Here is a 26815-nt window from a genome sequence, read left to right as displayed (position 1 = left end):
GGCGGCTTAGCGCCAAATGTTCCAGGGCGTCTGCATCCAGATCGCCACCACGACCAGCCAAACGCCAGTCAGCGGGATGAAGATTTTCCAACCCAAGCGCATGATCTGGTCGTAGCGGTAGCGCGGGAACGAAGCCCGGAACCACACAAACAACGAGACCACGACGAACGTCTTGAGACCCAGCCAGATCCAACCCGGAATCCAGGTCAGCGGCGCGATATCAATCGGGGAAGCCCAGCCGCCCAGGAACATGATCGAGGCCATGCAGGACAGCAGGATCATGTTGGCGTATTCGCCCAGGAAGAACAGCGCGAACGCCATGCCCGAGTATTCGACCATGTGGCCGGCCACGATTTCCGATTCGCCTTCGACCACGTCGAACGGGTGGCGGTTGGTTTCGGCAACGGCCGAGATCACGTAGATCACGAACAGCGGCAGCAGCGGCAGCCAGTTCCAGGACATGAACGTCAGGCCCTTGTCGGCGAACCAGCCGCGGTTCTGCACGTTCACGATTTCGGACATGTTCAGGCTGCCCGACACCAGCAGCACCGTCACCAGCACGAAGCCGATGGCCAGTTCATACGACAGCATCTGGGCCGAGGCGCGCAGCGCGCCCAGGAACGCGTACTTGGAGTTCGACGCCCAGCCGGCGACGATCACGCCGTACACGCCGATGGACGTGATGGCCATGATGTACAGCAGGCCGGCGTTGACGTTGGCCAGCACGACGTCCGGACCGAACGGCACGACCGCCCAGGCGGCCAGCGCGGGCATCAGCGTGACCACCGGGGCCACGACGAACAGCACCTTGTTGGCCTGGCTGGGGACGACGACTTCCTTGGTAAGAAGCTTGAACACGTCGGCAAACGGCTGCAGCAGCCCCTTGAAACCGACGCGGTTCGGGCCCATGCGCACGTGCATGGCGCCGATCATCTTGCGCTCCCAGTACGTCAGGTACGCCACGCACAGGATGATGGGCACGGCGATGACCACGATCTTGACGAGGGTCCAGAGGACCATCCAGACCGTCGGGCCCAGCAATGCCTGACCGTGGCTTTCAAGAACATTGAGCCATTCCATCAGGCACGCTCCACGCTGATTTGACCGAATGCGCCGCCCAGGGCAGCGGTAGTTTCAAAGGCTGCGGAAATACGCACGGCGCGATCGGCCACGGCATCATCCTGCACGGTTTCGAGTTCGACGGCGCCCTGCCCGCCCGACACGCGCACCTTGACGCCGGCCGTCAGGCCAAGGCTGGTGAGCGTGCGGCCGTTCATGGCGGCGGCGGGCTTCTTCGAAGCCGGCGAGGCCTGCAGCGGTTCCGAACGGCGCACCATGGCGTCCGTGCGGTAGATCGGCACGTCGGCGACGCGTTCCAGACCGGCAGCGGCCTGGCCCAGGCCCAGCGGGGCCTTGACGTCGTTGGACAGACGGCCTTCGATGCCGCCGGCCAGCACGGCGTCGCGCACGGACTCGGAGGTTTCGTCGTCGAAGCCGGCCAGGTGCAGGACATTGCCCAGCACGCGCAGGACCTTCCAGCCCGGACGGGTCTGGCCGAACGGCGTGACCGTGCCCTTGAAGCTTTGGGCCAGGCCTTGCGCGTTGACGAAGGTGCCCGAGGTTTCGGTGAACGGCGACACCGGCAGCATCACGTCGGCCCATTCGGCCGCGGCCGAGCGGTAAGGCGTGAGCGCCACGGCGAACTGCGCGCCGCGCAGCGCGGCGATGGCTTGCTGGCCATTGTCGGCATCCAGCAGCGGCTCGGCGTGCAGGACCACATAGGCCTTGAGCGGCTCGGCCAGCATCGCGGCGGCGGACTTGCCGCCCTTGCCCGGAATGGCGCCGGCCAGGTAACCGCCGACGGTGTTGCCGCCGGAGGTCAGGAAGCCGAACTTGCCACCGGCCAGGTCGGCCACTTTGCTGCCGTTGGCGGCCAGCGTGGAGGCCTGGGCGCTGGCGACGGCCAGGTTGCCCATCAGCACGGCGGTGTTGGCGCCCGACGCCAGGCTGGCGGCGATGAGCTTCGCGTTCTCGCCCGGGACGACCGAGGCGAATTCAGCCGGCACGGCCTGTTCCTTGGCTTGCGCCAGGGCGACGGCCACTTCCGCCAGCGCGCGCGCCAGTTCGGAAGGCGCCACGGTGATGCGCGCGGTCACGGGCATCAGGGGATCGTCGGCGGCGCTGTCGACCATCAGGATCTGCGTGCCGCGCTTGGCGGCCTGGCGCAGGCGCTGGGCCATCAGCGGGTGGTCCTTGCGCAGGAACGAGCCGACGACCAGGACGCGGTCCAGGTTGTCGAGTTCGGCGATGGGCATGCCCAGCCACGGCGCACCAGCCAGCGCGGCGTCGAAGGCCGGGTCGGTCTGGCGCAGGCGGAAGTCGATGTTCTCGGAACCCAGCGCGCGGACCAGGCGGCCCAGCAGCGCGTATTCTTCGGTGGTGGCGTATTCGGAGGCCAGCGCGCCGATCTGGCCGGCGCCGAAGCTGTCGCGCACACGCGACAGGCCCTGGGCGACAGCCTGCAGGGCATCGGCCCACGAGGCTTCCTGCCACTTGCCGTCGGCGCCCTTGATCATCGGGGCGGACAGGCGGTCGTCGCTGTTCAGGCCTTCATACGAGAAGCGGTCGCGGTCGCTGATCCAGCATTCGTTGACGGCGTCGTCTTCGAACGGAACCACGCGCATCACGCGGTCGCCCTTGACCTGGACCACCAGATTGGCGCCCAGGCTGTCGTGCGGGCTGACCGAACGGCGGCGAGCCAGTTCCCAGGTGCGTGCGCTGTAGCGGAAGGGCTTGGAGGTCAGCGCGCCCACCGGACAGATGTCGATCATGTTGCCCGACAGTTCGGACTCGATCGAGCGGCCCACGAAGGTGGTGATCTCGGAGTGCTCGCCGCGGCCCAGCATGCCCAGTTCCATGACGCCGGCAATTTCCTGGCCGAAGCGCACGCAGCGGGTGCAGTGGATGCAGCGGCTCATTTCCTCGGCGGAAACCAGCGGACCGAGGTCCTTGTGGAAGACGACGCGCTTTTCCTCTTGGTAACGCGAGGAGGAGCCGCCGTAGCCCACGGCCAGATCCTGCAGCTGGCATTCGCCGCCCTGATCGCAGATCGGGCAGTCGAGCGGGTGATTGATGAGCAAGAATTCCATCACCGACTTCTGAGCGGCGCGAGCCTTCTCAGAGCAGGTGTGGACGACCATGCCGTTGGTCACGGGCGTGGCGCAGGCGGGCAGCGCCTTGGGCGCCTTTTCCACTTCAACCAGGCACATCCGGCAGTTGGCCGCGATGGACAGTTTCTTGTGGTAGCAGAAATGCGGCACGTAAAGCCCGACTTTCTGAGCGGCATGCATGACCATGCTGCCTTCGGGCACTTCGACCTTGTTGCCGTCGACGGTTAGTTCAACCATTGCTGTTCCTGAGACCTACAGATATTGCGGGACCACACAAGACTTGTGCTCGATGTGGTGCGCGAATTCGTCGCGAAAATGCTTGAGGAAGCCACGGACGGGCATGGCGGCGGCGTCGCCGAGGGCGCAGATGGTGCGGCCCATGATGTTCGCAGCCACGTTGTCCAGCAGTTCCAGATCTTCCGGACGGCCATGACCGTTTTCAATGCGGTGCACCATGCGGTAGAGCCAGCCGGTGCCTTCGCGGCACGGCGTGCACTGGCCGCAGCTTTCCTCGAAATAGAAGTACGACAGACGGAGCAGCGACTTCACCATGCAGCGCGTCTCGTCCATGACGATCACGGCGCCGGAGCCGAGCATCGAGCCGGCCTTGGCGATGGAGTCATAGTCCATCGTGCACGCCATCATGATGTCGGCGGGCAGGACCGGGGCGCTCGAGCCGCCGGGGATCACGGCCTTGAGCTTCTTGCCGCCGCGCATGCCGCCCGCCAGTTCCAGCAGGGTCGAGAACGGCGTGCCGAGCGGGATCTCGTAGTTGCCGGGACGTTCGACGTCGCCGGTGATCGAGAACAGCTTGGTGCCGCCGTTGTTCGGCTTGCCGACTTCCAGGTAGGCCTGGCCGCCGTTGCGGATGATCCACGGCACCGCCGCGAACGTCTCGGTGTTGTTGATCGTGGTGGGCTTGCCGTACAGGCCGAAGCTGGCCGGGAACGGCGGCTTGAAGCGCGGCTGGCCTTTCTTGCCTTCCAGCGATTCCAGCAGCGCGGTTTCTTCGCCGCAGATGTAGGCGCCGTAGCCGTGGAACGCATGCAGCTGGAAGCTGAAGTCCGAACCGAAGATCCGGTCGCCCAGGAAACCGGCGGCGCGCGCCTCTTCCAGGGCTTCCTCGAAGCGCTCGTAGACTTCGAAGATTTCGCCGTGGATGTAGTTGTAGCCGACGCTGATGCCCATGGCGTAGGCCGCGATGGCCATGCCTTCAATCACGATGTGCGGATTGAAGCGCAGGATGTCGCGGTCCTTGAACGTGCCGGGCTCGCCTTCGTCGGAGTTGCAGACCAGGTACTTCTGGCCGGGGAAGGCGCGCGGCATGAAGCTCCACTTCAGGCCGGTCGGGAAGCCCGCGCCGCCACGGCCGCGCAGGCCCGACGCCTTGACTTCGGCGATCACGTCTTCCGGCTTCATGCCGGTGGTGAGGATCTTCTTCAGGGCTTCGTAGCCGCCGCGCTTGACGTATTCCGCCAGGCGCCAGTTGGCGCCGTCGACGTCGGCCATGATCTGCGGCTGGATGTGCCGGCCGTGCAGGCACATCGAGTTGGACAGATCGTTCAGGGGGTTGGGATCCAGCCCCTGGGCGAACTGCTTGTACAGGTCGGGCGCGTTCATTCCGACTCTCCTTGAACCTTGAGGGCCGCGACCAGCGCGTCCAGCTTCTCGTCGGTCATGCGCACGCACATATGCTTGTTGTTCACGATCAGGACGGGGGAATCGCCGCAAGCGCCCATGCACTCGCCTTCGACCAGCGTGAACTGGCCGTCTTCGGTGGTCTGGCGGTAATCGACGCCCAGCTTGCGCTTGAGGTATTCGCCGGCACGGTCGCCGTCGCGCAAGGCACAGGGCAGGTTCGTGCAGACGGCGATCTTGTTCTTGCCGACGGGCTTGACGTCGAACATGTTGTAGAAGGTGGCGACTTCCTGGACCGCGATGGGCGGAACGCCAATGTAGTTGGCCACATCTTCGATGACTTCGGTAGCCAACCAGCCCTTCTCTTCTTGCGCGATGGCAAGCGAGGCCATGATGGCGGACTGCCGCTGGTCGCCCGGGAACTTCGCGAGTTCACGGTCGATTTTCTGGTAGGCCTGTTCGGAAAGCAGCATAGTTTGAATCCGGGTTATGCGGGCGTGCTCGTGACTGTCTGGGCGGATCAGCGATCGATTTCGCCGAAAACGATGTCCTGCGTACCAATGATGGTGACGGCGTCGGCGATCATGTGACCGCGCGACATTTCATCCAGCGATTGCAGGTGGACAAAGCCGGGGGCCCGAATCTTCAGGCGGTAGGGCTTGTTGGCGCCGTCGGACACCAGGTAGATGCCGAATTCGCCCTTCGGATGCTCGACCGAGGCGTAAGCCTCGCCCGGGGGCACGTGGAAGCCTTCGGTGAAGAGCTTGAAGTGGTGGATCAGCTCTTCCATGTTGGTCTTCATGGCGGTGCGCGACGGCGGGGCGATCTTGTGGTTCTCGATCATGACCGGGCCGGGGTTGTTGCGCAGCCACTCCACGCACTGGCGGATGATGCGGTTGCTCTCGCGCATCTCGGCGATACGGACTAGATAGCGGTCGTAGCAATCGCCGTTGACACCCACGGGGATGTCGAAATCGAGCAGATCGTAGACTTCGTAGGGCTGCGTCTTGCGCAGGTCCCAGGCGACGCCCGAACCGCGCAGCATGGGGCCGGTGAAGCCCAGCGCCTTGGCGCGATCGGGATCGACCACGCCGATGCCGACCAGACGCTGCTTCCAGATGCGGTTGTCGGTGAGCAGGGTTTCGTACTCGTCGACGCAGCCCGGGAAGCGGTTGGTGAAGTCTTCGATGAAGTCCAGCAGCGAGCCCGAACGCGCATCGTTCATGACGCGCATTTCCTTGTCGCCGCGGAACTTGCTGGAGTCGCCGTACTGCGGCATCGAATCCGGCAGGTCGCGGTAGACGCCGCCCGGACGATAGTAGGCCGCGTGCATGCGCGCGCCCGAGACGGCTTCGTAGCAGTCCATCAGGTCTTCGCGTTCGCGGAAGGCGTACAGGAACACCGCCATGGCGCCCACGTCCAGCGCGTGCGAACCCAGCGACATCAGGTGGTTCAGGAGACGGGTGATCTCGTCGAACATCACGCGGATGTACTGCGCGCGCAGCGGGGCTTCGACGCCCAGCAGCTTTTCGATGGCCATGACGTAGGCGTGCTCGTTGCACATCATGGACACGTAGTCCAGGCGGTCCATGTAGGGCAGCGCCTGGATGTAGGTCTTGTGCTCGGCCAGCTTTTCGGTGGCGCGGTGCAGCAGGCCGATGTGCGGATCGGCGCGCTGGATAACTTCGCCGTCAAGCTCCAGCACCAGGCGCAGCACGCCGTGCGCGGCCGGGTGTTGGGGACCGAAGTTCAGTGTGTAGTTCTTGATGTCTGCCATGATTCAACGCCCCATGCCGTAGGTGTCTTCGCGCACCACGCGCGGGGTGATCTCGCGCGGATCAATCGTGACCGGCTGGTAAATGACGCGCCGTTGCTCGGGGTCGTAGCGCATTTCGACGGTGCCCGACAGCGGGAAGTCCTTGCGGAACGGATGCCCGATGAAGCCGTAGTCGGTGAGGATGCGGCGCAGGTCGGGGTGACCTTCGAAGACGATGCCGTACAGGTCGAAGGCTTCGCGCTCGAACCAGCCCACGGCCGGCCAGCATTCCATCAGCGAGGCCACGATGGGGAATTCGTCGTCGGCGGCCCAGGTGCGCACGCGCAGGCGCCAGTTGTTCTCGATGGAGAGCAGATGCGCGACCACCGCATAGCGCGAGCGGTGAATGCGGGCGTTCGATTCCTCGGGCAGCTGGCGCGTGCCGTTGCCCCAGGTCAGGTAGTCGACGCCGCAAAGGTCGATACAGGTTTCAAAGCGCAGGCCGGCTTCGGTGCGCAGCTTGTTGCAGACCGAGAACCACTGTTCTGCGGGCACTTCGAGCGTGAGCTCGCCCAGCGCCTCGGTCAGCGCGATATCCGCGCCGAGGGTGGTCTGCAAATTGTTTTTCAGGGATTCGAGCCTGGTCATCATCTTGTACGCTTAGGTGAACCGATACGCTGGTTTCGTCTGGCTTGCGGCGGCGGAGCCTGCCGTCAAACCGGGCAAAGCATCAGCGCGCAATCGTGTTGGTCAGACGGATCTTGTTCTGCATTTGCAGCAAGCCGTAGACCAGCGCCTCGGCCGTGGGCGGGCAGCCCGGCACGTAGACGTCTACCGGTACGATGCGATCGCAGCCACGGACCACCGAATACGAGTAGTGGTAGTAGCCGCCGCCATTGGCACAGGAGCCCATGGAAACCACCCAGCGCGGCTCGGGCATCTGGTCGTAGACCTTGCGCAGCGCCGGCGCCATCTTGTTGCACAACGTGCCCGCGACGATCATCAGATCGGACTGGCGCGGACTGGGCCGGAAGATGATGCCGAACTGGTCCAGGTCGTAGCGGGCCGCGCCCGCGTGCATCATCTCAACCGCGCAACAGGCCAGACCGAAGGTCATGGGCCACATGGAGCCGGTTTTCGCCCAGTTCAGGAACTTGTCGGCGCTGGTTGTGATGAACCCTTGCTTGAGAATGCCGTCTATAGCCATATTCGTCTCTGATAGCGTGCTGTGAAAAAACCCGGCGGGTTATTCCCAGTCCAGCGCGCCCTTTTTCCATTCGTAGATGAAGCCGACGGTCAACACGGCGAGGAAAACCATGACCGTCCAGAAACCGACGAGTCCGACCGTACCCTGGGCGATGGCCCACGGGAACAGGAACGCGATTTCCAGGTCGAAAAGAATGAACAGGATCGCCACCAGGTAGTAGCGCACGTCAAACTTCATGCGAGCGTCTTCGAAGGCTTCGAAGCCGCACTCGTACGGCGACAGCTTCTCAGCGTAAGGACGCCGCGGGCCAAGGAGGGAGCCGGCCGTTAGAAGCGCGAACCCGATAAGGGTGGCCACTACGATAAACAGCAGGACGGGAAAATACTGTTGCAGGTTCATTCAGGCGTCCGTCAAATGCGCAAACCTTAGGATTGTAGCATTCGCGCGGTTACTTCCGGCTGAACTCTGTAGCTTGAACAACAGGTGAAAGACTGCATTCCTCAAATGGAACAATCGCAGTTTTCGATGACGCCCGTGTAGCTTACAGGAAGCCGCCGGCACGCGCACACAACAGGTTGAAAACCAACCCGGAACGCGAAAAAAAACCACCCGAAAGGGTGGTTTATGCGAACGGGCCGAAGCCCGTTCGCGCGCTTTCGCTTTGAATCCAGACAGGGCTTGCGCCCTGCGTTGGATTAGAAGCGGTGGCGGATACCGACGCCGACGGCGGTCGACTTGATGTCGTCCACGAAGGCGTAGTTCTTGGCGTACGAACCGTAGGCGTACAGGTTGGTGCGCTTGGACAGGTCGTAGGTGTAGCCCAGCGAGAAGACGTTCATCGTCTCAGCACCGTTGATACGGTCGTTGCTGGGGTCAACCATTTGCCACGAACCGAACAGCTTGCTTGCGCCGCCGATCGGGGCCGACAGGCCGACCATGTACGAGTTGGCCTTGAAGCCATCAGCGAAGATGTTGGTGCCGATGCTCAGGGAGCCCGTGCCGTGGTTGACGCCTTGACCAGCGAACCAGCCGTCGGTCGTGCGAGCGTAGGCCAGAGCCAGCTTCACGACTTCGAAGTCATACGAAGCGCCGATCGCGTACATACGCGGGGTGGCGTCGGTGAACTCGGTAGCCAGCTTGTTCGAAGCGTTCAGTTGGTCGTACGACAGCGCGATGTTCAGCGGGCCGTTGACGTAGCGCAGACCGGTGGTGATGGCGCGGGTGTTGTCCGCAGTCCTCCAGCCGGTTTGGGCCGTGTTGTTGTCGTCAGCATTGAACGAGTAGCCAACGCCGAACTGGAAGCCGCTGAACGACGGGGTCTGATACATGACCATGTTGTCGTAGCGTTGCGTGTTGGCAGCGCTCATCGAAACGCCGATGTTAGCTTGACCGAAGCCAGCGCCGAACGGGTCGATCGAGCCGAAGTACTTCGACGCGATGTTGGTTTGGCGACCGAAGTCCAGTTGACCCCAGCTGTCGCTGGCCAGACCGACGGTGGCTTGACGACCGAACAGGCGGCCACCTTGAGCCGACTTGCCGTTGCCCGAATCAAAGCCGGATTCCAGCGTGAAAACAGCGCGCAGGCCGTCACCCAGGTCTTCCGAACCACGCAGACCCCAGCGCGAACCGTTTTGGACGCCGTTGATCATGCCGAAACGGCTGCCGTTCATGGCATCGGGACCACCGCTGATCTTGTTGTAGCCGAGGCCCGTGTCGATGATGCCGTACAGGGTGACAGACGTTTCTGCCTGGGCGACACCGGCGAAACCGGCGAGCAGGGCGGCAGCGAGCAGAGTCTTTTTCATTTAAGAAATCTCCGTTGATTTGAGTGACAAGAGCAGCAATCCAGCAAACCAGCCTGCCGCCCCCCTAACTCCGCGAAGGGAAGTTGACGCTATTGCATCAAAAATCGGGGGGACTGGCTACGGTCGGCATCAGAAAAGTGCAGGTTTGCGACAGCCTTGTTGGGAACTTGCAACATCCCGCCACTGCATCGCCATCAAGGCTAGGGCTTTCCCTTAGCAACAAGCCCGAGCACGCAACCACGCGACTTTCAGCCCTGCCCCTAATTATTTAGGCAATTTGGAATACAACGCTTCAACCCAGTTTGGGGGGATGACCCCACCCCGATCCGACGGCAAACGGAGCCGCCCGCAACTGCTTGAAGCTTGAAGATCATCGTATACACAATCGCGCCAAATAACATTGTTATTAATAAAAATCGTCGATATGATCTAACGCATCGCGTCGCCTGGAATCCACCATGGCTCCCCCCTCCCCCCGCGCCGACCGTAACGAACGCCTCAGTGCCCTGCGCCGGCAGATCATTCTTGACGCTGCCCAGCGCGTCTTCGAGCGCGATGGCCTGGAAAAGACCACCGTCCGGGCGATCGCCAAGGAAGCCGGCTGCACGACGGGCGCTATCTATCCCTGGTTCGCGGGCAAGGAAACGCTTTATGGCGCGCTGCTGGACGAATCGCTGCAGCGGCTGCACGCGCACCTGGAGCAGGCGGCCAATTCCGGCGCCGCGGAATCGGCCGCGCGCGACGCCATCCGCGCCTTCTTCGGGTACTACGCCGAACGGCGCACGGACTTCTCGCTGGGCATGTATCTGTTCCAGGGACTGGGGCCGCGCGGCCTGGGGCGCGACATGGATGAAAAACTCAACACCCGCCTGCGGCAATGCATCGACCTCATCGGCCACGCGCTGGCGCGGACAAAGGCCTGGGACGCCGCCGTGGTCGAGGCTGAGCAGATGAATGTCTTTACGTATCTGATGGGCCTGCTGCTGCTGCAACATACCCGCCGCCTCAAGTCGCTGGGCCAGCAGGCCGAAGCGCTGCTGGACAACTATTGCCACGCCCTGGAGCAACGATGACCACGACCACGCTTGCCGCCGCCTCCGGCGAACCCCTGATCAGCCTGGCCGACTTTCACATCCTGCTGGCCGACCAGCATCCGTTCTCGCTGCTGCTGGGCATAGATGTGCTGCATATCGGCCGGGGCACGGCGCACGCGGTGCTGCCCGCTCGCGACATGCACCAGCGCCTTGGCGGCATCGTCGCCGGCCCGATGCTGATGGGGCTTGCGGACCTGGCCATGTATGCGGCGGTGGTGGGCGCCACCGGCCAGGCGCACGCGGTCACCGCCAGCCTGACCATCAATTTCCTGCGCAAGAGCCCTGCCGGCGCCATCCACGCCCACGCCCGCCTGCTGAAAGTGGGCCGCCTGTCCGCCGGCGAGGTCACCTTGACCGGCGAAGGCTCGGACGAGCCGCTGGCCCATATCGTGAGCACGTGGTCCGTGCCCAAGCCATGAGCCTGCGCGTCAGCATCGTCGGCATGGGCAGCGTCGGCACGCGGGCCGCCCGGCGCCTGCTGGCGGCCGAGCCGGACATCGCGCTGACTCTCTACGACATCGAGGCGGCGCGCTGCGAGGACTTCCGGGGCAGCGCCACGCTGGCCACGTCGGCGCGCGAAGCGCTGGCGGAATCGGACATGATCGTGCTGGCCCTGCCCCGCGAACGCGAGATCGACCGCACGCTGGAGCGATTCAGCGACGGCCAGGTCACGGCCCCGATCGCCGGAAAGCTGGTGGTCGACCTGGCTCCGCCGCCCGCCGAACAGGCGCAGCGCCTGGGACGGGCCATCGTCAGCGCCGGCGGGCGCTACACCTGCGCGCCCTTGCCCCGGGCCGGCGCCGACGCTCCCGAGGCCCGCCTACTGGGCGCGCTGAACGCCGCCGTCTGACAGGCGCAGGCGCTCGACCGCCGCGATGCAGATCGCCAGCCAGCCCAGGCTGACCGCCAGTCCGGCCGCCACGTCGCTGGCAAAATGCACCTGCAGCAGGATTCGGCTCAGGCCGATCGCCATGATGAGCGCGGCCATGAGCGCCACGCAAGGCATGCGCCAGGCCGGCGGCGCCAGGCGCCACAGCAGGTAGCAGGCCGTGCCGTAGACGGCCATGGAGGCCGACGAGTGGCCGCTGGGAAAGCTCCAGCCGGTCGCTGCGGAATAGCCGTGGTCATGTACGGGCCGAACACGTTCGAAGGTGTGCTTGAGCAGCCAATTGAGCGCGCCGCCCAGGCCGGTCGCGACGGCGCAGAACAGCGCCAGCCCCCACAGGCGGCGCCAGAGCAGGCCGGCGGTCATCAGCACGCCGATCACCGTGAGGAGCGTGCGGTCGCCCAGGTAGGTGAACCAGGAAAGCAGCCACAGCATCGAGGTCGACATCGACATGCTCAGCGCGTTGGCCAGCGCCTCGTCAAACGCCACCACGTGGCCGCGGCGCTCGACCGCCAGGGCCAGCAGCAGGAAGATTGCCAGGGAAACGCCGATGGTCGAGCCGAACAGCACGGCTCGGCCGCCCCCGGACAGCCGGCGATAGCAGTGCATGAACAGCAGCGCCGCCGCGCCCGACAGGAGCGGCAGGACAATGAACAGTTGCATGGCATGGGCAGCGGCCCATGCCGCATAGATGTCGGTCATGAATGCGCCATCAAGAAGAAAAACGCGCGGCGGCGCCGCGCCAAACGCTATCTATCGGGTGATCAGGGTCCGGTCGACGGGGGCAAACGCGTGCGTCCCGGCGGCGTAGTCCCAACGCTCGACATGGCACACCACGGCGCCATCCTGCTCCTGCCGGGTGATCACGCCGAGCGAATTGGGCACGCTGCCCCGCACGCGGTGCGAGCAGGCCGTTCCGGCCTGGACGATCCAGCCGGCGGGTCCCGACGCGGATGCCAGGGGCAGCACGTAGGGCAAGTGTATGTGACCGCCCAGGACAAGGTCGACTCCCGCTTCTGCCCAGGCCGCAAGCGCGCGCTCCCTGCCGATCAACAGATTGGAGAGGTCCGACTCCACCTTGGCGCGCACCGGATGGTGCGCCACCACGATCCGCAACTGGCCTGGCCGCGCCTGGCGCAGGCGCTGGGCGACGCGGGCGATCTGCGAGTCGGAGATCTCGCCGTCCTTGCGCCGCCTGGGACGCGTGGTGTTCACGCCGATCGCCAGCACGCCGTCGTTTTCGAAGACAGGCTCCAGGATGGGACCCAGCGCCCGCTTGTAGTTGCCGTAAGGGTTCAGCGCCCGCGCGAACACGTTGAACAGGGGAATGTCGTGATTGCCGGGCACCGCCAGCACCGGCAGCGACAGGCGTTCGATGAAGCGGCGGGCGGCGGCGAACTGGCCGCGCCGGGCCCGCTGCGTGATGTCGCCGCTGAGGACGACCAGGTCCGGCGCCAAGGAGCGGGCCAGGTCCAGCACGGCCTCGACCACCGCCTTGCGTTCGGTGCCGAAATGGGTATCGGATATATGGAGGATCCGCGTCATGAGCGGTCCAGATATTGGGAGTCCGAGGGCACCACAAGCGGCAGGCGCTCTTGCGCCACCTTGAATTCAAGCGGCGTGTCCATCCAGGAGATCTCGCCATCCATCGCCACCTTGACGCGACGGCGGCCGCGCACGCGCACCGTCAGCCGGTCGAAGGCGAAACTGACGACGTGTTCGGCGTCGCCCAGGCGGCTGAGCAGTCCGCGCACCAGCAGGCCATACAGCGCCAGGGTGCCGACGGGCCGCGCCGCCATGGCGACGAGGCGGTTGCGGTCGAGTTCCTGGGAGTCGATGCCGATGTGCTCGAGCTGGAGCTTGTTGTTGCCCACCACCAGTGTCGGCGAACGCAGGCTGCGCGCCTGCCCTTCGAATTCGAGCTGCAAGCCGAGGTGACGCGGCTCGCGCAGCAACGTGACCAGCCCCGACCACAGGGCCACCCAGCGCTTGCGGCCGAACCGCTGCTTGTAGGCCTCGCGATCTTCGAGCAGTTGCGGATAGAGCCCGAGGCTGGCGTTGACCAGGAACAGCCGGCCATTAAGCATGCCGACCTGCACGGGCCGCAGGCTGCCTTGCAGGAAACCGCGCAGCGAAACTTCCGTGTCCTGGGAAATGCCGTAGGTGCGGCCGAAGTAATTGAAGGTGCCTTGCGGGAGGATGCCGAAGGGCACGCCCTGGCCCAGCACCGTGCCCGCCACGGCATTGAGCGTGCCGTCTCCGCCGGCGGCGATGACTGCGCCCTGCTCCTGCTGCGCGCGCCTGACGGCCTGGCGGGCGACGTCGGTCAGGCGGGACGGATCGTCCACCGGCAGAAGTTCGTAACGCCGGCCGGCCTCGTCGAGGATGCGGCGGATGGTGTCCTGCAGGACCTGGGCGTCGCCGCGCCCCGACCCTGTGTTGAGGACAATGAAGAGGGGTTCTTTTCCCGTGAGGGATCGAGCCGCTGTTGCCGGGCTCTGCTCGGATGGCGTCATGCGACAAACATACCCCATGCGGGCAAAACGCCGCAAGAAGCCGCGCGGCGCACGGCTCCCGCATGACCGGGACCGTGCGCCGCGGGGCTCAGCGCCCGATGGCGTAGGCCTGCATCAGGCGCGGCGTGGCCGCCGCATGCAGCAGCCCGTCCGGATCGCGCGAGGCGGCGGTCAGGCGGCCCACCGACCATTCGGGCACTTCTTCGATCTCGTGCCCGCGCTGGCGCAAGGCGTCGATGACGTCGCGGCCAAAGCTGGCCTCGAGCGCCAGGTGGCCCGGCTTGCGGTCCCGGGGATAGAAGGACGTGGGGAAATGCATGGTGTGCGACATGGGCAGGTCGATGGCTTCCTGCAGGTTCAGGCCATGGTGCACATGGCGCAGGAAGAACAGCAACTGCCATTGCTCCTGCTGGTCGCCGCCCGGCGTGCCGAAGGCCAGGTAGGGCTTGCCATCGCGCAGCGCCAGCGAAGGCGTCAGCGTGGTGCGCGGGCGCTTGCCCGGCGCCAGCGTGCCCGGCAGGCCCTCTTCCAGCCAGAACATCTGGGCGCGGGTGTTCAGCCCGAAGCCCAGTTCCGGAATGACCGGCGAGGACTGGAACCAGCCGCCCGACGGCGTGGCCGAGATCATGTTGCCCCAGCGGTCGATGACGTCCACATGGGTGGTGTCCCCGCGCTTGGCGGAGGCGCGCATGTCGGCAAGCGTGGGTTCGTTGGTGGCGCTGCCGGGCGCGGTCACTGGGGACAGGCGTTCGAGCGTGTCCATGACGCGCGCCACTTGGGCCTCGAAGCCAGGCACCTGGCCGGGCAGCAGCTCCCGGGACGCGAGCTCGCCGATCAGCTTGCGGCGCTCGGCGTTATAGCCGTCCGACAGCAGATGGGCGAGCGGCACGTCGATGAAGGCGGGATCGCCGTAGTAGGCCTCGCGGTCGGCGAAGGCCAGTTTCATGGCCTCGGTGACGCGGTGGACGAACTCGGCGCTGGACGGGCCCACGCCGGCCAGGTCCATGTCCTTCAGGATGGCGAGCGTCTGCAGGAACACCGGGCCCTGGCTCCAGGCGCCGGCCTTGGCCACGGTGTAGCCGTGGTAATCGTAGGTCAGCGGCGTGTCGTAGCTGGCGGACCAGCCGGCCAAGTCGTCCGCCGTGATGACGCCGCGGTGGGTTGTTCCGCTTTCGTCCATGACGTCGGTGTTGCGGGCGAAGCGGTCGATCTCTTCGGCAATGAAGCCGCGATAGAACGCGTCGCGGGCGGCTTCGATCTGGCGTTCGCGGTCGGCGCCCGCGCTTTCGGCCTGTTGGAGCACCCGCGTCCAGGTGCGGGCCAGCGCCGGATTACGGAACAGCTTGCGCGCCTGCGGCACCTGGCCGCCCGGCACGTAGACCTGGGCGGTCGTGGGCCAGTGCGTTTCGAAGAAGTCCTTCAGGCCGGCGATGGTGTTGGAGATACGGGGCATCAGCGCGTGGCCGTGCTCGGCGTAATAGATGGCGGGCTCGAGCACGTCGCGCACGCGCATCGTGCCATGGTCGCGCAGCAGCAGCATCCAGGCGTCGAAGGCGCCCGGGATCACGGTGGCGAGCAGGCCATTGCCGGGGATGAGCTTGAGGCCTTCGGCGCGATAGCGTTCCAGCGTGGCGGCGGCAGGCGTCGTGCCCTGCCCGCACAGCACTTCAACCTTGCCGGTGCGCGCAGAGTAGAACACGGCGGGCACCTCGCCGGCCGGGCCGACCAGGTGGGGCTCCACCACTTGCAGCACGAAGGCCGAGGCCACGCAGGCATCGAACGCATTGCCGCCGCGCTCCAGCAGCGACATGCCGGCCGCGCTGGCCAGCCAATGGGTGGACGTCACGACACCAAAGGTGCCGAGGATTTCCGGGCGAGTCGTAAACATGGTGGGTCCTGGTTCTTGGGAGGTATGACACCGGGGGACAACTATATTCTTGCGGGTGTCTGACACCCTTGAAGCATCGAGGCAGGCGGAGCACGGCGCGTTTGGGTGTCAGACACCTTGGAAGGGCGGCGTGTCCGAGTGTCAGAGACCTGAGGAATCAGAAACACCCGACACCAGCAAACGCCGCCATCGGGGACGCCGCGGATCCGGCTCCGCCGGTCCGCTGGCGTCGCCCCCTTGAGGGGGCCCGCGCCAGCGGGTAGGGGGTGGGCCCTACTACCAGCGGGTAGGGGGTGGGCCCTACTTCTTCGCGACAGTGACACCCTTCAGGCGGATCAGGCCATCCGGGTAAGGCACGAAGCCATCCACCTTCTTCTGCACGCCGAACGTCCACGGCAGGTAGAAGAGGTACACGATGGGACGCTGGTCCTGCATGGCGGTCAGCACCTGGTCGTACATGGCGCGGCGCTTGGCGGTGTCGGCTTCGGCGCGGGCGTCGTTGAGCAGCTTGTCCACGGCGGCGTCGCAGAACTTGCCGTCGTTCAGGTTGCCCTTGCAGCTGAGGTACTGGTGGATGTTGCCGCTGGGATCGACGCGGCCGGACCAGCCGGTCTGCCCGACCTGGAAGTCGCCGCGGGCAAGCGACGATTGCAGGGAGGCGAATTCGACCGGACGCAGGGTAATGTCGAAACCGGCTTCGGCGCCCATGGCCTGCACCAGTTCGAAGACCTGCTGCATGGTGGTGTTGTTGCCGAACGTGATTTCGAACTTCACGCGGTCATAGCCGGCTTCCTTCAGCAGCGCCTGCGCCTTCTTGGGGTCGCGGCCCGGGCGGTCGAACGACTTGTTGTACGCAAAGCTGGCCGGCGGGAACGGCTGGTGGGCGGGCTGGAACATGCCTTCGCCGATCACCTGGTTCAGCACGTCGCGGTCGATCGCCAGGTCCAGCGCCTGGCGCACGCGCTTGTCCTTGGCCAGCGGATTGTCGGCGCGCGCGCCGTTGGCCAGATTCACGGAGATGGACTGGAAGCCCAGGCCGGTCACCGGGGCCAGGCGCAGGGCGGGATCGTCCTTGACGGCCTTGGCGTCGCTGGGCGCCACGCGCTCGATGATGTCCAGGTCGCCGGCGCGCAGGTTGTTCAGGCGCACGGTGTTGTCCGGAATCGGCGTATAGACCAAGCGGTCGAAGTGGTAGTTGGCCGCGTCCCAGTACTTGGGGAATTTCTCGAGCACGATGCGGTCGTTCTGCACGCGCTCCTTGAATTGGTACGGGCCCGAGCACACGGGCTTGCCGCCGGGATCCTTGTCGAAGCTGGCGGGCGAAATCATCATGCCGGCGCGGTCGGACAGCTGCGACAGCAGCGAGGCGTCCGGCTCCGACAGGTTCAGCACGACGGTCTGGGCGTCCGGCGCGTCGACGCTGGCGACGGTGGCCAGCTCGCTCTTGCGGTTGCTGTCCGGCAGGGTGCGGGCGCGGTCCAGGTTGGCCTTGACGGCCGCGGCGTCGACGGGGGTGCCGTCATGGAACACGGCATCCGTGCGCAGCTTGAAGGTCAGGGTCTTGTTGTCCGGGCCGATGGTCCAGGACTGCGCGAGCTGGGGCACGATCTTCAGGTCGGGCGTGATGTCGACCAGCTTGTCGCACAGCGACGCAAACACGATACGGCCGACAAAGGTGCGGGCGCGCGCCGGATCCAGCACGTCCGGGTCGTCCTGCAGCCCGATACGCAGGGTGGACTGGGCTTGCGCCAGTCCGGAAGCCAGCATTCCCGCCATGGCCATGGCGAGGCAAAGTTTACGCATGAATGATCTCCGTGATTCAGGTGGGCCTGCTTCTACCCGCGCCTGTGGCGCGTCGCCCGGCAAGGTGAAACAGACCCCGACCCGTGCCGCATCGCCGGGCCCATCCCCCCGCTGCGCACGTTCTTGTTGGATTCTGCGCCAGGCGCGCGGCGATTGTATAGACCGGCGGCTGTCGCGCCGCCAACTATACGCCCGGGATGGCCGTCTTGCGGACGCGCTTGTCAGGGCAGCCGGCAAGGCGCCGAAAAATCGGCGGCGTCGGCAACGGCGTCGCGCAGCCGGGCGACCAGCGGCCGCGCGTCGTCGCGCCGGTACTGGAAGGTGTAGGGCAAGACGCCCAGCTCCGGTTCGCCCGGCAGCACGCGCAGGCTGCCTTCGGCCTGAAGCGCGTCCGCCCAATGGCTGGGCAGCAGCCCCACCCCGGTGCCTTCGATCAGCAGCCCCGCGATGGCGCCCCAGTTGTTGCAGCAGAGGCGTTCGCCCGCGGCTTCGCGTCCGCCCAGCCAGTCGTCGATAAGGCGCGTGGTGCCCGCGCCGGCGGGCAGGGTGACCAGTGGCAGGCGGGCCAGCAGCGCCATTGTCATGCGGGTTTCACCCGCGGACAGCACGGACGGCGCCGCAACCCAGGAAAAGCGCGCCTCGCCGATGGGCGAGGAGGCGATGCCGGGGCGCGACGAACGCCCCGCGATCACGGCGAAGTCCAGTTCGCCGTCCGCCACGCGCTGCTCCAGCACCTGGCCGATATCCACGTAGGGCTCCAGCACCAGTTCGGGATAGGCGGCCCGCACCACGCCGATCAGGCGCGGCAGCCAGGTCAGCGCGGTGAGCTCGCCCACGCCGAAGCGGCAGCGGCCGCGCAGCCCGGGCGCTTCGGCCATGGACGCGCGGACCTGGTCGGCGGCGGCGAGCAGCGCGCGGGCCTGCGGCACCAGGCGCTGGCCCGCGTCGGTCAGCGCGGCCTTGTGGCCGCTGCGGTCGAACAACGGCTGGCCCAGCGCTTCTTCGAGTTCGGAGATGCGCTTGGACAGCGACGAAACGGACAGGTGCAGGCGGTCGGCGGCCACGGCGAAACTTGCGCAGGTGGCGGCCCAGTAGAAGGCTTCTAGCTGCTTGAGCGTCATGGGCGCTCGCTGACTCGGTAGGCGCAGCGGCGCGCCCCCGCCAGAATGTGCTCTTCCCGCTCTACCCGCGTCTGCGGGCCCAGGACCTTGCGGAACAGTTCGAGTTCGCTGCGGCAAAAGCCCATGCAGGCTTTCGCGGCCGAACAGATGGGACAGTGGTTCTCGATGAAGACGAAATCGGCGCCGTCCTGGCGCAATTCGGCCATGTAGCCTTCCGCGCAGCGCACGTCCACCAGCCGCTCGAGCCGCCCCTCAAGGCTGCTGGCGCCCGCCATGGCCTGCTCGTAGCTGTTGAGCATCGCGCCTTCTCGCACCTGGATCAGCCTGTCGATGCCCTCGTCGCCAAACACCTGGCGCACGGCGCCCAGCATCTGCACCGTCATTTCGGCATGGGTGTCCGGAAAGCGGCCATGCCCCGCGTCGGTCAGGCGCCAGATCTGGGTGGGCCGGCCGCGCCCGGCGCTGTGGCTTTCGAAATCGACCAGCCCCTCAGTGTGCAGCCGCGTCATCTGCTGGCGCACGGCCTCGGCCGTCACGTCCATGGCCCGCGCGATGACCGCGATGGATTGCGGCCCGCGCGTCTTCAGCGTCATCAGCACGCGGTCGGCGGGCTGGTGCGGCGCCGCAGCAACGGGTTGGGACAGATTGTCGGACATGACGATGACGGTGCTCGGTAAGAAGTTCCTATGGTGCCACGGACGGACCCGCCGGTCAGCCGGCGCCAGGCGGCCCGCCGGCCGCGGCCCGGGTTTCGGTCCGGGTTTCGGTCCGGATTTCAGCCTGGGATTCGCCCGCGGCGGCCGGCGGCGCCTCCCAGCCCCCGCCCAGCGCCTTGTACAGCGCGATCAGGCGGGTGTAGGACTCGGTCTCGGCAACCGCCACCGCGTCCTGGGCGCGCAAAAGCGTACGCTGCGCGTCCAGCACGGTCAAATACGGCGCGCTTCCTTCCCGGTAACGCAGCGTGGCCAGGGCGGCGGCCCGCCCGCTGTGCCCGGCGGCCTGGACCAGGTTGCCCAGGCGCTGCTGGGTCTGTCCATATTCCGTCAACGCCGACTCCAGCTCCTGCACCGCGCGCAGCACCACCTGTTCGTAGCGCGCCGCCTCGCCCTGCAGGCGCGCGGCCGCCCCGCGCTTGCGCGCCAGCGCCGTGGGCAGGTGGAAGGCGGGCCAGTCCGCGGCGGCGGCCACGCTGAAGCCCCGGCTGGCCGCCGTGCCGAAGTCCGCGCCCCGCAGCGCGATGAAGCCCAGGAAGCCGCCCAGGTCGATCCTGGGATAGAGCTCGGCAGTGGCCACGCCCAGGTCCGCGTTGGCGGCGGCCATGTTGCGTTCGGCGGCCAGCACGTCCGGACGCCGCGACAGCAAGGCGCCGGCATCGCCGATGGGAAGCCTGGCAGCCAGGGGAGCAAGCGGCTTGCCCGCGTCCAGTTCGCCAAGTTCCACCGGCCTCAGGCCCGCCAGCACCGCGATGCGGTAGAGGGCCAGGCGCCGCGCGGTCTCCTGCACCGGCACGCTGGCCAGCACCGTTTCCAGCTCGGCCCGCGCGCTGGCCAGGTCGCCTTCGTCCCCCCTCCCCGCAGACACCATGGCCTGGGTCACGCGCAGGCTGTCGCGCTGGCTGGCGAGGTTGGCGCGCGCCACGGCCAGACGCTGCTCCGCCCCCCGCAGTTCGAAGTAGTTGCGCGCCACTTCGGCCGCCACCACGATGCGGGCCTGGGCCAGGTCGGCGGCCTGGGATTCGCTGCGGGCGGCGGCGCCTTCGGCCGCCCGGCGCAGCCTGCCAAACAGGTCCACTTCCCAGGTCGCGTCGAAGCCCGCGCGATAGCTTTCCGCCAGATTGCGTTGGCCGGCGGGGCCGGGGTTGGCCTGCGACAGGCTGCGCTCGTAGCCGCCGTTCAGCGTGACGGCCGGCAGCTTGTCCAGTTCCTTCTCGTCCAGCACCGCGCGGGACTCGGCAAGCCGGGCCTGGGCGATGCGGATGTCCAGGTTGCGCGCCAGCGCCAGGTCGATCAGCCGGTCCAGTTGGGGATCCTGCAGCTGCTTCCACCAGTCGCGCTGGAGCTGGTCGGTGGAAAACAGCGCCTGCTCCGGGCTGGCCAGGGCGACGGGCGCCGGCCGGGGCTGCTGGTAGTCGGGCCCGACGGCGCAGCCGGCGGCCAGCGCGGCCAGCAGCGCCATGGCGCCGCGGCGCAAGAGCAAATAGAAGTAAGGTTTTTCCATGATCGGTTCTTCCAGGCTAGGCGGACGCGCCTGCTGTGCGCACGTCCTCGGCATCGGCCTGCGCCAGTTCGCGGGCGCGCGGCGTGTCATTGGCCGCCCGGTGGTCGCGGGCGAATACGGTGTAGACGGTAGGCAGCACGAACAGCGTGAAGAGCGTGCCCACCAGCAGGCCCACCACGATGACCAGCCCCAGGCTGTAGCGGCTATGGGCGCCGGCGCCCGTGGCGAACAACAGGGGAATCAGCCCCATGACCATGGCCGCCGTGGTCATCAGGATGGGACGCAGGCGGATGCGCGCGGCCTGCTCCATGGCGGCGCGCCGGTCCAGGCCGTGGCTGACCTGCATCTCGTTGGCGAACTCCACCATCAGGATGCCGTGCTTGCTGATCAGCCCGATCAGCGTCACCAGGCCGATCTGGGTGTAGATGTTGACGGTGGCCATGCCCAGCGCCAGGGGAATCAGGGCGCCGCAGATCGACATGGGCACGCTCACCAGGATGATGAACGGGTCGCGCAGGCTTTCGTACTGCGCGGCCAGCACCAGGTAGATGACGATGATGGCGAAGATGAAAGTGATCATCAGCGCCGAGCCTTCCTGGCTGAACTGGCGCGCGTCGGATTGCCAGTCATAGCTGAAGCCCGCCGGCAGCGACTGGGCCTGCCGCGTCAGGAACTGCACGGCGTCGCCCATGGTGACGCCCGGCATGGGGATGGCCTGGAAGGTGGCGGCATTCAGCTGGTTGAACTGGGTGAGCTTGTTGGGCTCCACCCCCATCGACACCGTCACCAGGTTGGACAGCGGCACCTGCGCCCCGCTGGCGCTCTTGACGTGGAATTGCGCCAGCGCCTGCGGCGATATCCGCTGTTCGCGCAGGCTCTGCGGGATGACGTCGTAAGAGCGCCCGTCCATGCCAAAGCGGTTGACGTAGTTCTCGCCCACCAGCACCGCCAGCGTGTCGCCGATGGATTTCATGGTCACGCCCAGGCTGTTGGCCTTGGCGCGGTCCACCTTCAGCTGGACGACGGGATTGTTGTAGTCCAGGTCGCTGTCCACCACCATGAAGAGGCCGCTGGCGCGCGCGGCTTTCTTCAGATCTTCCATGGCCTCGTAGACGACGGCGTAGTCGGACGCGCTCATCAGGACCATCTGCACGGGCAGGCCGCCGGTGGACCCCGGCAGGGACGGCAGCTGGAACGCGAAGACATTGCTGCCTTCGATCTGGTTCGCCATCGACTGCATATCCGCCTGGATCTCGTCGGCCGAGCGCTTGCGGTCCTGCCAGTCCACGAAATCGACGCCGCCGATGCTGTTGGACACGCCGTCGGATCCGTTGATCAGCCAGCGGCCCTTCTGTTCCGGCAGCGTCTTCATGACGTCGTCCCACTTCTTGCCGAACTTTTCGACGTAGTCGATGTTGGCCTGCTGCGGCGACTTGATGGCCGTCAGGACCGTGGACTGGTCTTCGACCGGCGCCAGCTCCTGCTGGGCGGCGTTGTACAGGAATGGCAGGCTGGCCAGCACCGCCACCGCGAGCGCGCCGGTGACCCAGCGATGATGCAGCGACACGTCCAGCACGCGGCCGTAGGCGTCGCCCAGGCGGCCAAAGAAATGTTCTGCGCGGCGCGCCATCCAGCCCTCGGAGACCCGGCCGTTCAACAGGAAAGAGCTCATCACCGGCGACAGTGTCAGCGCAATCACGCCTGACACGACCACGGCGCCCGCCAGCGTGAAGGCGAATTCCTTGAACAGCGAGCCAGTCAGCCCGCCCATCAGGCCGATCGGCGCATAGACGGCAGCCAGCGTGATGGTCATGGCGATCACCGGGCCGGCCACTTCACGGGCGCCGACCAGGGCGGCGCGCACGGGCGACTTGCCCTCTTCGATATGGCGGTGCACGTTTTCGACCACGACGATGGCGTCGTCCACCACCAGGCCGATGGCCAGCACCATGGCCAGGAGCGTCAGCAGGTTCACACTGAACCCGAACAGCGCCATGATGGCCGCGCCCCCCAGCATGGACAGGGGGATGGTCACCACCGGGATCAGCACCGCGCGCAGCGACCCCAGGCACAGGAAGATCACCGCCACCACGATGGCGATGGCCTCCAGCAGCGTGCGCGTCACGCCGTCGATGGAGGCGCTGATGAAGCGGGCCAGTTCGAACGGCACCTGCACGCTCGTGCCGGGCGGCAGATTCTGCTTGATGTTGGGCAGCAGCTCGTTCAGGCGCTTCACGATGACCAGCGGATTGCCGACCGGCGTCGCGTTCAGGCCAAAGTACACAGCGGGTTCGCCATCCATCAGGCCGCTGGAATCCGTGGATGCCGCCCCCAGTTCCACCGTGGCCACGTCGCCCAGCCGGACGATGGCGTCGCGGTCGCGCTTGACGACCATGTCGCGGAATTCCGCCACGTTGACCAGATCGGTATTGACCTGGATGTTGGACACCACGTACAGGCCCTTGGCCTGCCCGGGCGCGGCCTGGACGTTGTTGTCGCGCAGCGCTGCGGCCAGTTCGCCGGCCGAGATCCCGCGCGCCGCCATGCGGTCCGGATCCAGCCAGACCCGCATCGCCAGCTTCTGGCCGCCGTAAAGCTCGACATTGGCGACGCCGTCGATGGACGACAGTTGGGGCTGCACCACCCGCGACAAATAGTCGGTCAGGGCGGCCAGCGACATGTCCGTGCTGGAAAAACCCATATAGGCCACGGCGGTCGCCTCGCCCGCGGACTTGACCAGGACGGGATCGTAGACGTCCTGCGGCAGGCGGTATTTGACCTCGTTGACCTTGGCCATCACCTCGGTCATGGCCTTGTTGGAGTCGGCGTTCAGCTTCATCCGCACCGTGATCACGCTGCGGCCCTGTGTGGACGACGAGGACAGGTAGTCGATGCCCTCGACCGTGGCGACGGATTGGGCGATGGGCTGGGTCACGAAGCCCTGCATCAGGTCGGGCGAGGCGCCCGGATACTGGGTGGTGATGGTGATGGTGGTGCTCTCGGTCAGCGGGTACTGCCTGACAGGCAAACCGCTCAGGGCCTTGATGCCCAGCAGCAGGATCAGGGTGCTGACCACCAGGGCCAGCACCGGCCGGCGCACGAAAAGATCGGTGAACTTCATGTCTGCCTCCGCGCCTTACCGGACCTGCGCCACGGCTTGCCGCGGATCGCCCAGCGCCACGGTGTCTTCGGGCAGGATCTCGACCGGCGCGCCGTTGTGCAGGCGCAGCTGGCCGGAGGTCACCACGCGATCGCCGGCCTGCAGGCCTTCGGTCACGACCACCCTGCCGCGCTGGCGCTCGGCCGTTTTCACGTAGGCCTGCCGGACGGTCGGACCCGCCCCCTGCCCGCCCGGCCCGGGCTGCGCCACCACATAGACGGAATCGCCATAGGCGCTGTAGCTGACGGCGGTCTCCGGCACAGTAATCACGCCGGGCCGGTCCGGCAGGCTGACCCGTCCGTGCGCGAACATCCCGGCGGCAAGGGCGCCGTCGGCGTTGTCCAGCACGGCCTGCACCCGCACCGTGCGCGTGCCCGGATCCACCTGCGGCTCAACCGTCGTAACCCGGCCCTGGAACTCGCGTCCGGCATGCGCGTCCACGCTGACCGCGACCGGCTGGCCCGTGCGCAGCACGCCCAGCGCCTGCTCCGGCAACGTGATGTTGGCGTACATGGAAGCGCCATCAGTCAGCGACACCAGCGGGTCGCCCGCCCGCGCGAACTGGCCCAGGTTCACACGGCGCACGCCAAGCACCCCGTCGAACGGCGCCTTGATCCGCTTCTGGTCGATCAGCGCCTGCACGCGCCGGATGTCGCCCGCGGCCTGCTCGTAGTCGGCCTGCGCCTGATCCAGCTGCTCGCGCGTGGCGGCCCGCAGCGGCACGAGACGACGGGTGCGCTCAAGCAAGGCCCGCGCGTTGCGGGCCTGCGCCTGGAGCCGCGCCAGTTCGCCCTGTTCAGGCGCGTCGTTCAGCACCACCAGCAACTGGCCGGCCTTCACCCGTTCGCCCGGTGTGAACAGGATCTGCGCCACCCGGCCATCCACTTCGGCCGGCACCAGCACCTGGCGCGTGGCTTCCAGCGACCCGATGCCGGCCAGGACCACCGGGAAATCGGCCTGGACCGCGGCCGCCACGGCCACCTTCGCCGGGGCCATCGTCCAGCCCCCGCCTTGCTGCGCGCCCCCGGATTTCCAGTAGAGGGCCCCGCCCGCGAGCGCCGCCGCCAACGCCAGGGCGCCCGCCGCCCATGCTCCTGATTTCGCCTTCATGTTCCGATCTCTTTATTTAACCAATAATAAGCTTGGATAATCCATGATCCGGCCGCTTTCGTCAAAGCGGCATAAGCAATGGCCGGGATAGGAAAGCGCTATGGCAAAAAAAATCGCCACGCGGCGCGTGGCGATTTCGAGGCGGCTGGCGGGATCAGCCCCGGACCATGTGCAGATAGTGGCGGTGCCTTTCGTATTGGTCGAGGATGTCGCCAATGACGGCGTCGCGGCTCCAGCCCATGATGTCGTAGTCCTGCCCGCCTTCGCGCAGATGGACCTCGGCGCGGAAGTACTTGCGCTCTTCTTCGTCGGCGGCCTCGTCAGGAGTCAGGCTGGGCCGCACGAAGGCCTGCGGCTGCACGGCATAGGAGAAATCCAGGTGCTCGCCATGCGAGACCTCGAGGATCACGCCGCCGTCCCCTTCGCTTTCGCGCACCTCGACGGCATATCCCTGTTTGCGCAGTTCGTCCGCGACGTCCTCGAACGCCGGCCGCACCACGTCGGCGATGAAGCGCTGCACATGGGCGCGCCGCGGCATCATGACCATGTTGCGCAGCCGGCGCTCCCAGGATTGGCCGCCCCGCGCCGGACGCGACAGGGTCAGCGACTGATAGCGTATGCCGCGCTTGGTCGCATCCAGCCTGAGCGCCTTGAACAGGCCCCACAGCGAGAGCAGCAAAATGATGGAGAACGGCAGTGCGCTGGCGATGGTGGCCGTCTGCAAGGCGGTCAGGCCGTCGGCCAGCAACAGGGCGATGGCCACCGCGCCCATCAAGAGCGACCAGAAAATGCGCTGCCAGACCGGCGTGCGATCCTGTCCGCCCGAGGCCAGCAGGTCCACAACCAGCGCACCCGAGTCCGCAGATGTGACGAAGAACACGGCGACCATCACGATCGCCACAATCGACAGCACGCCGCTCCAGGGAAGTTTTTCAAGAAATGCGAACAAGGCCAGCGAGGAATCCGCTTCCACCACTTGCGCAAGGTCCTGCACGTTGTCGACCAGGATCATGTGGATCGCCGTGTCGCCGAACACGGTCATCCAGAACAGGGTGAATCCGGCCGGCACCAGCAAAACGCCCGTCACGAATTCGCGGATGGTGCGTCCACGCGAAATCCGCGCGATGAACAGGCCGACGAAAGGCGACCAGGCGATCCACCAGCCCCAGTAGAACAGCGTCCAGCCCCCGATCCAGTCGGTGGGTTCGTACGCATAGAGATTGAAGGTTTTGTTGACGATGTCTGACAGGTAGGCCCCCGTGTTCTGCACAAAGGTCTGGAACAGGAACACCGTCGGCCCCACGATCAGCACAAACAACAGCAGCACCACGGCCAGCGCGAGGTTGGTCTCCGACAGGATGCGAATGCCCTTGTCCAGCCCGCTGGCGACGGACACCGTCGCCAGGCCGCAAGTAATAACGATCAGGATGATCTGCGACTGCAC

At 66.4% G+C, this 26815-nt stretch carries 23 protein-coding genes; 3 read left to right on the top strand and 20 right to left on the bottom strand.

All coding sequences use genetic code 11. The features are described 5' to 3' along the window. Positions 1–6: 6 nt before the first annotated feature. The 9 genes from nuoH to KYC_RS08940 all read right to left on the bottom strand — a co-directional run bounded on the left by nuoH (position 7) and on the right by KYC_RS08940 (position 9576). Entirely contained in the window at positions 7–1080 is a 1074-nt protein-coding gene (gene nuoH / locus KYC_RS08980) for an NADH-quinone oxidoreductase subunit NuoH (RefSeq protein ID WP_008161194.1), read from the bottom strand. Then, on the bottom strand, positions 1080–3407 hold the full coding sequence (gene nuoG, locus KYC_RS08975; RefSeq protein WP_008161192.1) for an NADH-quinone oxidoreductase subunit NuoG: 2328 nt from the start codon (positions 3405–3407) through the stop codon (positions 1080–1082). Before nuoG ends, nuoH begins: the two co-directional genes overlap by 1 nt. A gap of 15 nt (positions 3408–3422) precedes the next feature. Further along, positions 3423–4790, bottom strand: coding sequence for an NADH-quinone oxidoreductase subunit NuoF (nuoF, locus tag KYC_RS08970; protein WP_008161191.1), 1368 nt, complete (start codon positions 4788–4790; stop codon positions 3423–3425). Further along, positions 4787–5281 carry an NADH-quinone oxidoreductase subunit NuoE gene (nuoE, locus tag KYC_RS08965; RefSeq protein ID WP_008161189.1) on the bottom strand — a complete coding sequence of 165 codons (495 nt, stop codon included), beginning with the start codon at positions 5279–5281 and terminating at the stop codon, positions 4787–4789. The genes nuoF and nuoE overlap by 4 nt, the downstream gene beginning before the upstream one ends. A gap of 47 nt (positions 5282–5328) precedes the next feature. Next, positions 5329–6585, bottom strand: a complete 1257-nt coding sequence (locus tag KYC_RS08960; RefSeq protein ID WP_008161187.1) for an NADH-quinone oxidoreductase subunit D — start codon at positions 6583–6585, stop codon at positions 5329–5331. A gap of 3 nt (positions 6586–6588) precedes the next feature. Continuing rightward, the gene (locus KYC_RS08955; RefSeq protein ID WP_008161185.1) at positions 6589–7215 is read right to left on the bottom strand and encodes an NADH-quinone oxidoreductase subunit C; all 627 of its coding nucleotides are present in this window, start codon (positions 7213–7215) and stop codon (positions 6589–6591) included. 79 nt (positions 7216–7294) lie between these two features. Then, positions 7295–7771, bottom strand: coding sequence for a NuoB/complex I 20 kDa subunit family protein (locus tag KYC_RS08950; protein ID WP_006217960.1), 477 nt, complete (start codon positions 7769–7771; stop codon positions 7295–7297). 39 nt (positions 7772–7810) lie between these two features. After that, positions 7811–8170 (bottom strand): NADH-quinone oxidoreductase subunit A, encoded by a 360-nt coding sequence (locus tag KYC_RS08945; RefSeq protein WP_006217959.1) that lies wholly within the window; start codon positions 8168–8170, stop codon positions 7811–7813. A gap of 296 nt (positions 8171–8466) precedes the next feature. After that, complete coding sequence (locus KYC_RS08940; protein WP_008161177.1) at positions 8467–9576, bottom strand: porin; 1110 nt, start codon at positions 9574–9576, stop codon at positions 8467–8469. A 458-nt stretch (positions 9577–10034) separates the two neighbouring features. Between KYC_RS08940 and KYC_RS08935 the strand changes: the two genes are divergently transcribed. The 3 genes from KYC_RS08935 to KYC_RS08925 are packed head-to-tail and all read left to right on the top strand — an operon-like array spanning position 10035 to position 11520. After that, positions 10035–10649 (top strand): TetR/AcrR family transcriptional regulator, encoded by a 615-nt coding sequence (locus tag KYC_RS08935; RefSeq protein ID WP_008161176.1) that lies wholly within the window; start codon positions 10035–10037, stop codon positions 10647–10649. Next, positions 10646–11089: a PaaI family thioesterase gene (locus KYC_RS08930; protein WP_008161174.1), complete on the top strand. Its 444-nt coding sequence runs from the start codon at positions 10646–10648 to the stop codon at positions 11087–11089. Before KYC_RS08935 ends, KYC_RS08930 begins: the two co-directional genes overlap by 4 nt. Next, positions 11086–11520 (top strand): NAD(P)-binding domain-containing protein, encoded by a 435-nt coding sequence (locus KYC_RS08925; protein ID WP_008161173.1) that lies wholly within the window; start codon positions 11086–11088, stop codon positions 11518–11520. Before KYC_RS08930 ends, KYC_RS08925 begins: the two co-directional genes overlap by 4 nt. Here the strand turns inward: KYC_RS08925 and KYC_RS08920 are convergent. The 11 genes from KYC_RS08920 to KYC_RS08870 all read right to left on the bottom strand — a co-directional run. Continuing rightward, a complete protein-coding gene (locus KYC_RS08920; RefSeq protein ID WP_008161171.1) occupies positions 11491–12258 on the bottom strand; it encodes a phosphatase PAP2 family protein in 768 nt (255 codons plus the stop codon). The two genes, KYC_RS08925 and KYC_RS08920, sit on opposite strands and share 30 nt — an antisense overlap. 51 nt (positions 12259–12309) lie before the next feature. After that, a complete protein-coding gene (locus KYC_RS08915) occupies positions 12310–13101 on the bottom strand; it encodes a metallophosphoesterase family protein (protein ID WP_008161169.1) in 792 nt (263 codons plus the stop codon). Beyond that, a complete protein-coding gene (locus tag KYC_RS08910; RefSeq protein WP_008161166.1) occupies positions 13098–14072 on the bottom strand; it encodes a diacylglycerol/lipid kinase family protein in 975 nt (324 codons plus the stop codon). Before KYC_RS08910 ends, KYC_RS08915 begins: the two co-directional genes overlap by 4 nt. An 88-nt stretch (positions 14073–14160) precedes the next feature. Then, positions 14161–15960, bottom strand: a complete 1800-nt coding sequence (locus KYC_RS08905; protein WP_043517969.1) for a gamma-glutamyltransferase family protein — start codon at positions 15958–15960, stop codon at positions 14161–14163. Positions 15961–16260: 300 nt separating this feature from the next. After that, a complete protein-coding gene (locus KYC_RS08900; RefSeq protein ID WP_043517967.1) occupies positions 16261–17763 on the bottom strand; it encodes an ABC transporter substrate-binding protein in 1503 nt (500 codons plus the stop codon). 221 nt (positions 17764–17984) lie between these two features. Then, positions 17985–18884 carry a LysR family transcriptional regulator gene (locus KYC_RS08895; protein ID WP_008161160.1) on the bottom strand — a complete coding sequence of 300 codons (900 nt, stop codon included), beginning with the start codon at positions 18882–18884 and terminating at the stop codon, positions 17985–17987. Beyond that, positions 18881–19540, bottom strand: a complete 660-nt coding sequence (locus KYC_RS08890) for a helix-turn-helix transcriptional regulator (protein WP_008161158.1) — start codon at positions 19538–19540, stop codon at positions 18881–18883. Before KYC_RS08890 ends, KYC_RS08895 begins: the two co-directional genes overlap by 4 nt. A 55-nt stretch (positions 19541–19595) precedes the next feature. Continuing rightward, positions 19596–21101 carry an efflux transporter outer membrane subunit gene (locus KYC_RS08885; RefSeq protein ID WP_008161156.1) on the bottom strand — a complete coding sequence of 502 codons (1506 nt, stop codon included), beginning with the start codon at positions 21099–21101 and terminating at the stop codon, positions 19596–19598. Positions 21102–21117: 16 nt separating this feature from the next. After that, a complete protein-coding gene (locus tag KYC_RS08880) occupies positions 21118–24222 on the bottom strand; it encodes a MexW/MexI family multidrug efflux RND transporter permease subunit (protein WP_008161153.1) in 3105 nt (1034 codons plus the stop codon). 15 nt (positions 24223–24237) lie between these two features. Further along, the gene (locus KYC_RS08875) at positions 24238–25371 is read right to left on the bottom strand and encodes an efflux RND transporter periplasmic adaptor subunit (protein WP_008161151.1); all 1134 of its coding nucleotides are present in this window, start codon (positions 25369–25371) and stop codon (positions 24238–24240) included. 154 nt (positions 25372–25525) lie between these two features. Continuing rightward, the coding region (locus KYC_RS08870) for a BCCT family transporter (RefSeq protein WP_043517965.1) at positions 25526–26815 on the bottom strand (1290 nt) is incomplete at its 5' end.

Source organism: Achromobacter arsenitoxydans SY8, from assembly GCF_000236785.1.
GTDB classification, from domain to species: Bacteria; Pseudomonadota; Gammaproteobacteria; order Burkholderiales; family Burkholderiaceae_B; genus Achromobacter; species Achromobacter arsenitoxydans.
The sequence above is the reverse complement of the archived record's forward strand: the minus strand, read 5'-3'. Positions and strand labels throughout refer to the sequence as shown.

What these genes read in the sequence shown, in the direction of transcription:
- nuoH (WP_008161194.1), bottom strand. Translation starts at nt 1,080, where the DNA reads ATGGAATGGCTCAATGTTCTTGAAAGCCACGGTCAGGCATTGCTGGGC.
- nuoG (WP_008161192.1), bottom strand. Translation starts at nt 3,407, where the DNA reads ATGGTTGAACTAACCGTCGACGGCAACAAGGTCGAAGTGCCCGAAGGC.
- nuoF (WP_008161191.1), bottom strand. Translation starts at nt 4,790, where the DNA reads ATGAACGCGCCCGACCTGTACAAGCAGTTCGCCCAGGGGCTGGATCCC.
- nuoE (WP_008161189.1), bottom strand. Translation starts at nt 5,281, where the DNA reads ATGCTGCTTTCCGAACAGGCCTACCAGAAAATCGACCGTGAACTCGCG.
- KYC_RS08960 (WP_008161187.1), bottom strand. Translation starts at nt 6,585, where the DNA reads ATGGCAGACATCAAGAACTACACACTGAACTTCGGTCCCCAACACCCG.
- KYC_RS08955 (WP_008161185.1), bottom strand. Translation starts at nt 7,215, where the DNA reads ATGATGACCAGGCTCGAATCCCTGAAAAACAATTTGCAGACCACCCTC.
- KYC_RS08950 (WP_006217960.1), bottom strand. Translation starts at nt 7,771, where the DNA reads ATGGCTATAGACGGCATTCTCAAGCAAGGGTTCATCACAACCAGCGCC.
- KYC_RS08945 (WP_006217959.1), bottom strand. Translation starts at nt 8,170, where the DNA reads ATGAACCTGCAACAGTATTTTCCCGTCCTGCTGTTTATCGTAGTGGCC.
- KYC_RS08940 (WP_008161177.1), bottom strand. Translation starts at nt 9,576, where the DNA reads ATGAAAAAGACTCTGCTCGCTGCCGCCCTGCTCGCCGGTTTCGCCGGT.
- KYC_RS08935 (WP_008161176.1), top strand. Translation starts at nt 10,035, where the DNA reads ATGGCTCCCCCCTCCCCCCGCGCCGACCGTAACGAACGCCTCAGTGCC.
- KYC_RS08930 (WP_008161174.1), top strand. Translation starts at nt 10,646, where the DNA reads ATGACCACGACCACGCTTGCCGCCGCCTCCGGCGAACCCCTGATCAGC.
- KYC_RS08925 (WP_008161173.1), top strand. Translation starts at nt 11,086, where the DNA reads ATGAGCCTGCGCGTCAGCATCGTCGGCATGGGCAGCGTCGGCACGCGG.
- KYC_RS08920 (WP_008161171.1), bottom strand. Translation starts at nt 12,258, where the DNA reads ATGACCGACATCTATGCGGCATGGGCCGCTGCCCATGCCATGCAACTG.
- KYC_RS08915 (WP_008161169.1), bottom strand. Translation starts at nt 13,101, where the DNA reads ATGACGCGGATCCTCCATATATCCGATACCCATTTCGGCACCGAACGC.
- KYC_RS08910 (WP_008161166.1), bottom strand. Translation starts at nt 14,072, where the DNA reads ATGACGCCATCCGAGCAGAGCCCGGCAACAGCGGCTCGATCCCTCACG.
- KYC_RS08905 (WP_043517969.1), bottom strand. Translation starts at nt 15,960, where the DNA reads ATGTTTACGACTCGCCCGGAAATCCTCGGCACCTTTGGTGTCGTGACG.
- KYC_RS08900 (WP_043517967.1), bottom strand. Translation starts at nt 17,763, where the DNA reads ATGCGTAAACTTTGCCTCGCCATGGCCATGGCGGGAATGCTGGCTTCC.
- KYC_RS08895 (WP_008161160.1), bottom strand. Translation starts at nt 18,884, where the DNA reads ATGACGCTCAAGCAGCTAGAAGCCTTCTACTGGGCCGCCACCTGCGCA.
- KYC_RS08890 (WP_008161158.1), bottom strand. Translation starts at nt 19,540, where the DNA reads ATGTCCGACAATCTGTCCCAACCCGTTGCTGCGGCGCCGCACCAGCCC.
- KYC_RS08885 (WP_008161156.1), bottom strand. Translation starts at nt 21,101, where the DNA reads ATGGAAAAACCTTACTTCTATTTGCTCTTGCGCCGCGGCGCCATGGCG.
- KYC_RS08880 (WP_008161153.1), bottom strand. Translation starts at nt 24,222, where the DNA reads ATGAAGTTCACCGATCTTTTCGTGCGCCGGCCGGTGCTGGCCCTGGTG.
- KYC_RS08875 (WP_008161151.1), bottom strand. Translation starts at nt 25,371, where the DNA reads ATGAAGGCGAAATCAGGAGCATGGGCGGCGGGCGCCCTGGCGTTGGCG.